The 10642-nt window shown below is 48.1% G+C and carries 9 protein-coding genes; 2 read left to right on the forward strand and 7 right to left on the reverse strand.

All coding sequences use genetic code 11. From position 1 onward, the window contains the following. Positions 1-16 precede the first annotated feature (16 nt). From dapC to FTT68_RS02075, 5 genes are all read right to left on the reverse strand, one after another. Positions 17-1186, reverse strand: a complete 1170-nt coding sequence (gene dapC / locus FTT68_RS02055; RefSeq protein ID WP_104511227.1) for a succinyldiaminopimelate transaminase — start codon at positions 1184-1186, stop codon at positions 17-19. Between the two features lie 24 nt (positions 1187-1210). Then, on the reverse strand, positions 1211-3874 hold the full coding sequence (glnD, locus tag FTT68_RS02060) for a [protein-PII] uridylyltransferase (RefSeq protein ID WP_075166700.1): 2664 nt from the start codon (positions 3872-3874) through the stop codon (positions 1211-1213). Between the two features lie 23 nt (positions 3875-3897). Further along, positions 3898-5103, reverse strand: coding sequence for a formate-dependent phosphoribosylglycinamide formyltransferase (gene purT / locus FTT68_RS02065; protein WP_104472646.1), 1206 nt, complete (start codon positions 5101-5103; stop codon positions 3898-3900). 182 nt (positions 5104-5285) lie between these two features. Next, entirely contained in the window at positions 5286-5633 is a 348-nt protein-coding gene (gene ygaH, locus FTT68_RS02070; RefSeq protein WP_104472645.1) for an L-valine transporter subunit YgaH, read from the reverse strand. Continuing rightward, on the reverse strand, positions 5623-6381 hold the full coding sequence (locus tag FTT68_RS02075) for an AzlC family ABC transporter permease (protein ID WP_045795021.1): 759 nt from the start codon (positions 6379-6381) through the stop codon (positions 5623-5625). Before FTT68_RS02075 ends, ygaH begins: the two co-directional genes overlap by 11 nt. 102 nt (positions 6382-6483) lie before the next feature. Here FTT68_RS02075 and FTT68_RS02080 point away from each other — a divergent pair, with 102 nt between their 5' ends. Next, on the forward strand, positions 6484-6978 hold the full coding sequence (locus FTT68_RS02080) for a hypothetical protein (protein ID WP_016658335.1): 495 nt from the start codon (positions 6484-6486) through the stop codon (positions 6976-6978). A gap of 353 nt (positions 6979-7331) precedes the next feature. On the opposite strand, the gene ychF is transcribed toward FTT68_RS02080, so the two are convergent. Continuing rightward, positions 7332-8423 carry a redox-regulated ATPase YchF gene (ychF, locus tag FTT68_RS02085; protein ID WP_005177206.1) on the reverse strand — a complete coding sequence of 364 codons (1092 nt, stop codon included), beginning with the start codon at positions 8421-8423 and terminating at the stop codon, positions 7332-7334. 323 nt (positions 8424-8746) lie between these two features. On the opposite strand from ychF, the gene FTT68_RS02090 reads away from it, so the two are divergent. Continuing rightward, positions 8747-9511 carry a glutathione S-transferase family protein gene (locus tag FTT68_RS02090; RefSeq protein WP_005177208.1) on the forward strand — a complete coding sequence of 255 codons (765 nt, stop codon included), beginning with the start codon at positions 8747-8749 and terminating at the stop codon, positions 9509-9511. 59 nt (positions 9512-9570) lie between these two features. On the opposite strand, the gene FTT68_RS02095 is transcribed toward FTT68_RS02090, so the two are convergent. Beyond that, positions 9571-10642: hypothetical protein (locus FTT68_RS02095; protein ID WP_180036616.1), on the reverse strand; the 1072-nt coding region annotated here is incomplete at its 5' end.

Consider the following 10642-nt stretch of genomic DNA (forward strand, 5'->3'; position numbering starts at 1 on the left):
TTTTTAATATCAGCACCTACAAAATCGCTTTGAGGCGCTGAATCACCTGTTCGCACTGGGCGATATCGGCCACCAAGGCTAAACGGACATGATTTTCACCCGGATTACCTTGCTCGGTTTCACGCGATAAATACCGGCCCGGCAACACTTTAATATGCGCTTTTTCCATCAGCATTTTGGCAAAGGCTTCATCATTATCAACTTTGAGCCAGTAATAGAAACCGGCATCCGGTTTTTGTAAAGGGAGTAGTTGCCCCAGCTCGCTTTGGAACAAGTCAAATTTGGCGCGGTATTGCACGCGGTTGTCTTCAACGTGCTGCTCATCATCCCAAGCCGCAATAGAGGCCAGTTGATGCTGTACCGGCATGGCTGCACCGTGATAGGTACGGTATTGCAAATACGGTTTCAGTAAATCGGCATCGCCGGCAACAAAGCCTGAACGCATCCCCGGCAGATTGGAGCGCTTGGACAGGGAATGGAAAACCACGCAGTTTTTATAGTCGTCGCGGCCTATTTCGGCACAAACTTCGAGCAGGCCAGTCGGTGCTTCATCAAACCACAGTTCTGAATAGCATTCATCCGAGGCAATCACAAAACCGTATTGATCGGACAGCGCAATCAGCTTTTTAAACTGGTCTTTGGACAGTACCGCACCGGTCGGGTTGCCCGGCGTGCAGACAAATAGCAAGGCAGTTTTTTCCCAGACTTCGGCCGGCACGGCATCAAAGTCACCTAAATACTGGTTGTCTTCGGTACAGTTAATGAAATACGGTTTGGCCCCAGCCAGCAAGGTTGCGCCTTCATAAATCTGGTAAAACGGGTTTGGCATCACCACATACGGTGCATCTTCACGTTTCACCAGTGCCTGTACAAAAGAGAAGATCGCTTCACGGGTACCTGAAACCGGTAAAACATGGTGATCTGCACTGATGCTGTTTAGCTTGAAACGGCGACTCAGCCACTGGGCAATGCTGTGGCGTAATTCAGGCAGACCCTTGCTGTTCGGGTAAGTCGATAAATGCTGGAAGTTGTCAATAATGGCCTGTTTTACAAATTCCGGTGCCGGGTGCTTCGGTTCTCCAATCGAGAGGGGAATCAGCGGTAAATCGGCCGGTTGTATATCCTGAAAAAGTCGGTTTAACTTTTCAAATGGATAAGGGTGCAATAAAGACAAACTTGAGTTCATGTAATCGTTACCGATAGGTTGATGTTAATGTTGGCACACCTGATTTGAGGCTTCATCAAGTGCTGCCTTTAATTTGGCCGCAAAGCTTTTGGCTTCTTCTGCATTCATAGGCGTACCATCTTTTTTGGTGACAAAGAAAATATCTTCAGCACGTTCGCCTAGAGTGGCAATTTTAGCAGAATGAATATCCAGCCCCTGCATCATAAACAAGCCGCCGACTTTGGCAAGTAAGCCCGGCTGGTCAAGTGTCGCAATTTCCACCATGTTCTGGTTGAGTGCGGCATTCAGGCTGATGTCGACAGTATTTTCAATATCAAAATGGCGCAGCTGGCGCGGAATCAGGCGCTGCATCAGCCCCGGATATTTGTCTGACTGGCTTAATGCAGTGACCAGTGATTGAATCACGGTGTCCTGACGCTCGGCATCGGTCAGCAGGGTACCAAAACGGTCCAGTACCACATAAGTATCTAAACTAAAGGCTTTGGTGGCGGTAATAATCCGCGCGTCCTGCACATCCAGATTCATGCGGTCTAAAATCGCCACGGTGGTGGCAAACAGGTTCGGCTGATCTTGGGTGTAAATAAAGATTTGCACCGCATCTTGCGCATATTTACGATGCGCGCGCATCAGTACCAACGGTGCCGGATTATCACTGTGCTGCAAGATGGCACGGGTATGCCAGGCAATTTCATCGGCGGTTTCTTTCAGGAAGTATTCATCGCCCAGTTCCTGCCAGACTTTTTCCACTTCTTCCAGCGAGAAATCCTCGACCAGTAATTCGCTGGCCGCAAATTTGGTGTCTTCAATCAGCATCTGATAATCCACCGGACGACCCAGGCCGGAACGGATCACATCACGGGCATGGGTGTATAGCTGGCGCATCAGCGAGGCGCGCCAGGTGTTCCATAAGGTTGGATTGGTGGCGTTAATATCGGCCACAGTTAGGGTATACAGATAATCCAGATGTTCCATATCGCCCATCAGTTCGGCAAAGGCTTTGACCACATCCGGATCGGAAATATCTTTTTTCTGTGCAGTGACTGACATCAGCAGATGGTTTTGCACCAGCCAGGCCACCAGATTACATTCACGCTCGGTAAAGCCATGCGTGCGGCAGAAGGCTATTGCATCGGCGGCACCAAGTTCACTATGATCGCCGCCACGACCTTTGGCAATGTCATGGAAAATTGCGGCGAGATAGACAATGTCACGACGCGCCAGACGCTGGAACACCGAGCTGACCACCGGAAAATCTTTGGCAAATTCCGGTTCTTTAAAGCGGTTCAGGTTGCGAATCAGCAGCAGGGTGTGCGCATCGACGGTATAAATATGGAACAGGTCATATTGCATCAGGCCGGTAATTTGCCCGAAAGCCGGAATATAGTTGCCCAATACACCATAGCGTTTCATTGCCACCATGGTGTCATATAAACGGTACGGCGAGCGTAAAATCGCCATAAACAGCGCCTGATGGACTGGATTATCACGAAAATCGCGGTCAATGCGTTTGGCAGCCAGGGTCAGCAGGCGTAAGGTGCGGGCACGAATCCCGGTAATTTCAGGACGATTGGCCAGCAGATAGAAAATTTCCAGAATCGCACTGGGCTTTTCAGAAAAAATCTTGTGATGCTGCACCGCCAGTTTGCCATCGACCAGTTTGAAGTTTTCATTAATTTCTTCAATCTGGCGTTCATATTGCGGCAGGCGCGGGGTAATCACCGATTCATTAAAATAGGCCAGTAACATTTCATTTAGCGTCGACACCTGCTGCGCGGTGCGGTAATAACGCTTCATGAACTGTTCAATCGGATAATTGGGTGATTTGCCTTCTTCACGGACATAGCCGAACTTGGCTGCAATATCACGCTGATAATCAAACAGCAGGCGGTTTTCATCGCGTTTGGTCAGCAGGTGCAAATAATGGCGAATTTCCCAGAGGAAACTTTCGGCTTCTTCCAGTACGCCCAGCTCAAACTCGGAAATAAAACCCAGATGCACCAGATCATAAATACGGTTGACACGGAAATGCCGTTTGGCAATCCAGCCAATCTGGTTAATATCGCGGATGCCACCCGGTGCAGTTTTAATATCCGGCTCTAAATTGCTTTCGGTATGGTTGTGCTGAGCATAGCGTTTGGCTTGCTCTTCCATCTTGGCATCAAAAAAGGTTTTATCGGTCCAGGTTTGCGACACAATCCGGCGTGGCCATTTGGCCAGATGTTCATTGCCAATAATCAGTCGTGCTTCAATTAAAGCGGTGGCCACAGTCAGGTCATTGGTGGCCTGAATCACGCAATCCTGAATGGTACGCACGCTAATGCCGGGTTTGAAATTACCGACATCCCACAGCGATGAAATAAAGGTTGAAATCAGCTTTTCCTGTTCCGGCGAGATTTCATCTTCTGACAGGATCATGATGTCGACATCGGAATAGGGCAACATTTCGCGGCGGCCATAACCGCCCACCGCAAACAGGCCTAAATCGGTCTGGTCCAGTCCGGCATGTTGCCACAGGAATTTTAGCGCCTCATCAATAAAATTGGAGCGCGCCAGAATAATGTCACGGATCGAATGTCCATTTTCAAAACATTCCCCCAGCTGATGTTCAACATCACTTCGCCACTGATTAATGGCCTGAATGTCATGGTTACTTTTTACGTAATTCAGCAAGGGTAAGGTGTTGATCATGAACAGCGTTCCGTGTTGTGCGACTAGTTTTGATTGACACTGACGTTTTGTGCAGTAGCGTAAGCCAGCTCACGTGCCTGCTCAGTGGTTTCTGCGCGGGCGGTGGCCACACCCATGCGGCGACGCTTGAAGCCTTCCGGTTTGCCAAACAGACGTAAATCAGTATCCGGGTGAGCTAAAGCAAGATTCAAGCCAGAAAATGACAGGTTCTGGTCATCCACACCGGCATAAATCACTGCACTGGCAGCCACACTATGACGCGCCGTGTTCACTGGCAAGCCGAGAATCGCACGGGCATGTAATTCGAATTCACTCTGGTATTGTGAGGCCAACGTGACTAAACCGGTATCGTGTGGACGCGGTGACACTTCACTAAACCACACTTGATCGCCTTTGACAAACAGTTCTACCCCAAAAATACCGCAGCCGCCAAGTGCGCTGGTAACCTTGTGGGCAATACGTTTGGCTTCTGCTAAGGCCTGGCTGCTCATTGGTTGTGGCTGCCAGCTTTCGACATAATCACCGGCATCCTGACGATGGCCAATAGGGTCGCAGAATGAGGTTTCAATTTCACCAGTTTCTGGATGTTTAGAGCGTACCGTGAGTAGGGTAATTTCAAAATCAAAATCAATCTGCGATTCAACAATCACGGTGCCCTGATTCACACGGCCACCGGTTTGCGCATAGTCCCAGGCGGCATCGACTTCATCAAAGCTTTTTACCCGGGATTGGCCTTTGCCTGAGGAGGACATCACCGGCTTCACAAAGTTTGGATAGCCAATATCATCACAGGCTGCACGGAAGCTTTCCAGCGAGTCGGCAAAACGGTAGGCAGAGGTTGGCAGTCCCAGTTCTTCTGCAGCTAGACGGCGGATGCCTTCGCGGTTCATGGTCAGATTGACTGCCTTGGCTGATGGAATCACGGTAGCAACGTTTTGCGCTTCAATATCCAGCAGTACTTCTGTGGCAATGGCTTCAATTTCCGGCACAATCAGATGCGGTTGCACCTGAGCAATCAGCTGTTTCAGTGCGTTAGGATCGGCCATATTAATGGTATGGGCATGATGCGCCACTTGCATGGCAGGGGCATGATCATATCGGTCGGCGGCATGCACTTCTACACCTAAACGTTGTAAAGAAATCACCACCTCTTTCCCCAATTCTCCTGAACCCAATAGCAATACTTTAAATGCCGAAGCTTGAAGAGGAGTACCAATCGTCACGCTCATGTAATTCATCCATGCTTGATTTTATGGGCTTTTAGCATAGCAGAACTGCACCGCGATGTTAGTGCCGATTCGGAGAAAATCGTGATTTTGTCCAACAATTTTTAGACGCAGTGGGCAAGAGGAAATACAGTGTTGAAAACGCAGCACAACTGCAGCACTGCGTCTGGTGTTGAAGTCAAAACCTAGAAGGAAAATGGAATATAGGTATAAATCAGGCCATAGGTCACGGCCGCAGTCAAGGTGGCCGGTACAATTTTCTTGTATTTAAAATACAGCCCGGCCAGCACTATAAATCCGACCAGCATGGCAAAACTTTTATTGGGCGTTTCCAGTAACGGTGGCAAGGTCGCGACCACCAGCATTGAACTGATTGCGGCAATACCAATTGAACCCAAAGCAATCTTTAGCCAGAGGGCACCCCGTTTTTGTGAGTCCTGCTGAAACTTCTGAATCACAAAAAACGGTCCAAAGCGTGAAGCAAAATTGGCGATGCCGACCACAATTCCGACCAGAATAATTTCAAGATTCATGTGAGCCTCCTGCGTATGCATCATCCGGTTGTTTTAAGACATAGTGTTTGAACAGACCTGCAAAAATGCCCGATAAAATACCAATAAAGATGGCAGCGGACAGGTCAATGAAATAGCAGGCGATGGCAGATACCACCAAAGTCACACTGACCACAAAGGTATGTTTTTTCTCAAAGGCGGCCAGCAGGAAACTCAGGAACAGGGCCGGTAACAGGAAATCCAGTGCGGCTTGTAAAAACTGCGGCAGCTTACTGACCTGATCGGCAAACAGACCGCCCAGTAAAGAACCGAGCGCCCATGACATCCAGCTAAACAGACTTAAACCCAGCATCCAGGATTCCGACCATTGTTGCCGGCGCTGCGACAGCTTGATCATGCCGGAAGCAAAGACTTCATCGGTCAGGCCCCAGGCCCAGATCGCGGTTTTCTTTAAATTGAGCCGGTCCTGAATCAGGTTGGTTAGGGCCGGGCCATAGAGCAGATGGCGAATATCCAGTGCAATGACAGTCAGGGCGGTCATCCAGATGGAGGTACCGCTGCCTAACAGGGCCACCACCAGAAACTGGCTGGCACCGGCATACATGGTGCAGGATAAAAACAGGGCTTCCCAGGCGCTAAAACCGAATTGGGTCGCCGAAACGCCAAATGCAAAAGAAACGGGGAGATAAGTAAAAATAATGGCTTGGCTATCTTTAGCGCCTTGCCAAAAACCGGCTGGCTGTGTGGAAAGCGTTTTGTGTTCAGACACGACACACCTGAAGGAGAGTTGAACAAGGAGTCAAATGATGATTGTGTATTGTACCCGAATTCACTAGCATAGTGCCGAAATGTTTGTTGAAGCGAGCCAGATATGTGGATGTTCAAAACACGTCAATTTGTGGTTGCGACTGTACTGGGCAGTAGCCTGTTATTACAGGCCTGTGGGAGCGATCAGTCCGGTGAAAAACCGGAAATTAAACCTGCACCGAAACTGACCAATGATGCAACGGCGTATGCAGAAGCGGCCTGGAAGCTGATGAATGAGGTGGAACCTTATGTTTATCGCAAACAGCGCAATTTAATTGAAGATAATGTACGCAAACCGGCGCGCCAGTTAAGCACCGAATGGCGCATTAACGTCAAAATGACCGATTCAGTCACCGAAGGAAAATATGCCTTATGCCGTAAAGCACTCACCAGTCTGGAAATCTGGGCGCGTGCCACTTTGGAAAGTAGCGCAACGGTAAGCCAGAAACAGGCCGATTATGAACGCGATAAACAGCAATGTGCCGATGCGATTGCCCATCCGGAACTGGGCAATACCGATCCCAAACAAAAAGGCAATGCGATTGCGACAGCATCCTGAAGCATCAATAAGCGGAGTTCTGGCTCCGCTTTTTTAATGGCGCCGCCGTATTAAATTGATCTTTGCAATCAGAATAGCGATTACATTACACAATTAGTCTGCAAGATATTGGCGCATCTTTCACGGTGCTGAACGGTTATGGTGCGCTTGAGTGCACTGAAATCAAGCGCTTTCGAGAACTGGAAAGCGTAGGGAATTCAATAACATCTCAGTAAATCAAAGAAGATATCAAGATCGGTTCGCTGATTGATTAATTTTCTTGCTTAAATTGTGGTGAGCCAAAGATTGCTCTTCAAAAAAAGAGTATAAAAAAACCCTCAAATATTTGAGGGTTTTTCATTGATATCAGGCGATTACACGTTAAAACGGAAGTGTAAAACATCACCATCTTGTACGATGTAAGTTTTACCCTCTAAACGCCATTTACCTGCTTCTTTGGCACCGGCTTCGCCGTTGTATTGTACGAAATCATCATAGGCCACACATTCAGCACGGATAAAGCCTTTTTCGAAGTCGGTATGAATGACACCTGCCGCTTGTGGAGCGGTTGCACCGACTTTCACCGTCCAGGCACGTACTTCCTGCACACCGGCAGTGAAGTAAGTTTGTAGGCCGAGTAAGCCATAACCTGCGCGGATGACCACGTTCAGGCCAGGTTCTTCCATACCCATTGCTTCTAAGAATTCAGCACGTTCATCATCTTCTAATAATGAAATTTCGGCTTCAATCTGGTTGCAGAGTGGTACTACAATCGCATTTTCAGCTGCTGCCAGTTCACGTACTGCATCTAAGTGCGGGTTGTTTTCAAAGCCATCTTCCGCCACGTTGGCAATATACATGGTTGGTTTTAAGGTTAATAAACCAAAACCACGAATCAGTTTACGTTCGTCATCGTCCAGATTGGCTGCACGTGCCGGTTTGCCTTCATCCAGTAATGGCAGGATTTTTTCTAAAACGGCTTTGGTCGCAACCGCTTCTTTGTCACCGCCTTTGGCTGTTTTGGTTAAACGGGTCACGGCTTTCGATACCGTTTCTAAGTCGGCCAGCGCAAGTTCAGTGTTGATGGTGGCAATATCGTCCAGCGGGTCAATTTTACCATTCACATGAATGACGTTTTCATCTTCAAAACAACGCACCACGTGAGCAATCGCGTCAGTTTCACGGATGTTGGCCAGGAACTGGTTACCCAGACCTTCACCTTTTGAAGCACCTGCAACCAGACCGGCGATATCCACAAATTCCATGGTGGTCGGCAGGACACGTTGTGGGTTTACAATGGCCGCCAGTTTGTCTAAACGCGCATCCGGCACCGGCACAATACCGGTGTTTGGCTCAATGGTACAGAACGGGAAGTTTTCAGCAGCAATTGCAGCTTTGGTTAAGGCGTTGAAAAGAGTCGATTTACCAACGTTAGGCAGACCTACAATACCACAATTAAAACCCATGAAATGACTCACAAAGTGTTATTCAAAAATTGTCGCTGATTTTACATGAAAGCCAGCATAAAGTCAGGTCATGGCGGGGATGTTTGTTGAAAAAGCATATTTCTGAAATATGTGCTGCGGATGGTGGTGTAATGCGTGCCGTATCTGTGTTGATTTTTAAACAGGATAGCCTGACCTAGATACGCTTGATGAAGCGTTTGGCCGAATACCGGCGATTTTTGAATAAAAAGCGCATTGTTTTTCGGCAGCAGTATGACTAAAGTAGCCAATGGATGTTGGCTGTTCAAATTATTGAACAAAAAATAAAAATTGACGGAGAAGATATGCGTATTTTGTACCAGTTTCCCTTATCTCATTTTTGTGAAAAAGCACGCTGGTTGCTGGATCATAAGGAACTGGATTATAACGCGCAGAATTTAATTCCGGGTGTGCACCGTGCTTTTGCCAAGCTAAAAACCGGACAAAACAAGCTGCCGATTTTACGCGATCAGGATCAATGGATTGCAGACAGTACCCAAATTGCCCTGTATTTAGATGAAGTGTATCCGGAGCATACCTTATTACGCCCAGACCCGACGCAGCGCAATGAAGCACTGGAGATTGACCAGTTGGCCTCGACTCTGGGTTATCACGTTCGCCGCTGGGGACTGGCACATACTTTATCTGAAAGTGAACAGCCTTTAGATTTGCTGATTGGTGAAAAAGGTTATTTACGTCAATTTGAAAAATATTCCAAACCCATTATGAAGATGCTGATTTCCAAAGGCTATCAGCTGGATCAGGACAAGGTTGATGAATCGGAACGGGAAATGCGCCGTTTAATAGCCGAATTAAACCAGCGTCTGATAGCCAATGGCGGCGCATATTTTGTCGGTGAGCGTTTAGGCCTGGCGGATATTGCGGTCTGTTCCATGCTGGCTCCGATTCTGGAAATTCAGGATACACCGTGGGAAAAAGAGCAGGGCGAAACCTTGTCCGAACAATTCCTGCAATTTAAACAGGAACTCAGTGATTTACCTTTAGGGCAATATGTACTGAGAATTTATCAGACCGAGCGTCATGCCCGTGTGGACTGGCGCGGTATCTAAACGGCAACCATAAAAAATACGCGCCTGTAGCGCGTATTTTTATGACTTTATCAAATCCATTAAATGAATGGGGTAGATGAATCCAGATCAATTGCAGGCAGTTGCGGCGCAAGGCTGAGCAGGTCAAAGTTGCTGCTACTGCTTTCTGTACTGGTCGATTGCAGAGCTTCTTGAAGTTCAGGTAACAGGTTGTCCAGACTCAGACTGCTGTCTGCTCCTGTACTGGCGCCTTGTAACAGATCTTCCAGATTAAAGTCAGTTGAACCAAATGCATCGCCCAAGCTGTCAGTAAGATTGCCTAGGTCAAAGTCTGTGCCACCGTCAGTCAGACCTTCCAGTAAGCCACCTAAATCAAAACCACTGCCGATGTCTGGGAGACCGCCAAGTAAGGCACTTAAGTCAAACTCACTGCTGCCACCTGTTAAGCCTTCAAATAACTGGGTCAGTGTTTCAAGGTTCAGATCACCGGTGTTATTGCCGATGAGTCCTTCAAGCAGTTCAGAAATCGTTTCAAGGTTAATTTCACCCGTATTACCACCGATTAAGCCACCGACCAGTTCTGAAATTGCACCAATATCAAAGTCGCCGGCACCACCGCCGATGAGACCACCGACCAGGTCAGCAATGGCTGCAATGTCGAGATCACCTGAACCACCACCAATTAATCCGCTGACTAATCCGGCAATTGCACCGATATCAATATCGCTAGCGCCACCACCGATGAGACCACCGACAAGCTCAGCAATCGCTGCGATGTCGATATCGCCTGAACTACCACCCATCAGACCGCTTACCAGCTCTACGATTGCACCGATATCAAAGTCACCCGTACCGCCGCCAATTAAACCACCAACCAATTCAGCAATCGCTGTGATATCGAGATCGCCTGAACCACCACCGATTAATCCACTGACTAATCCGGCAATTGCACTGATATCAATATCGCCAGCGCCACCACCAATTAAACCGCCAACCAATTCAGCAATCGCTGCAATGTTGATAGCGCCTGAACCACCACCGATTAATCCACTGACTAATCCGGCAATTGCACTGATATCAATATCGCCAGCGCCACCACCAATTAAACCGCCAACCAATTCAGCAATCGCTGCAATGTTGATAGCGCCTGAA

Source organism: Acinetobacter sp. Q85-2, from assembly GCF_013420555.1.
Classification (GTDB): domain Bacteria; phylum Pseudomonadota; class Gammaproteobacteria; order Pseudomonadales; family Moraxellaceae; genus Acinetobacter; species Acinetobacter indicus.

What these genes read in the sequence shown, in the direction of transcription:
- FTT68_RS02080 (WP_016658335.1), top strand. Translation starts at nt 6,484, where the DNA reads ATGTGGATGTTCAAAACACGTCAATTTGTGGTTGCGACTGTACTGGGC.
- glnD (WP_075166700.1), bottom strand. Translation starts at nt 3,874, where the DNA reads ATGATCAACACCTTACCCTTGCTGAATTACGTAAAAAGTAACCATGAC.
- purT (WP_104472646.1), bottom strand. Translation starts at nt 5,103, where the DNA reads ATGAGCGTGACGATTGGTACTCCTCTTCAAGCTTCGGCATTTAAAGTA.
- ygaH (WP_104472645.1), bottom strand. Translation starts at nt 5,633, where the DNA reads ATGAATCTTGAAATTATTCTGGTCGGAATTGTGGTCGGCATCGCCAAT.
- ychF (WP_005177206.1), bottom strand. Translation starts at nt 8,423, where the DNA reads ATGGGTTTTAATTGTGGTATTGTAGGTCTGCCTAACGTTGGTAAATCG.
- dapC (WP_104511227.1), bottom strand. Translation starts at nt 1,186, where the DNA reads ATGAACTCAAGTTTGTCTTTATTGCACCCTTATCCATTTGAAAAGTTA.
- FTT68_RS02090 (WP_005177208.1), top strand. Translation starts at nt 8,747, where the DNA reads ATGCGTATTTTGTACCAGTTTCCCTTATCTCATTTTTGTGAAAAAGCA.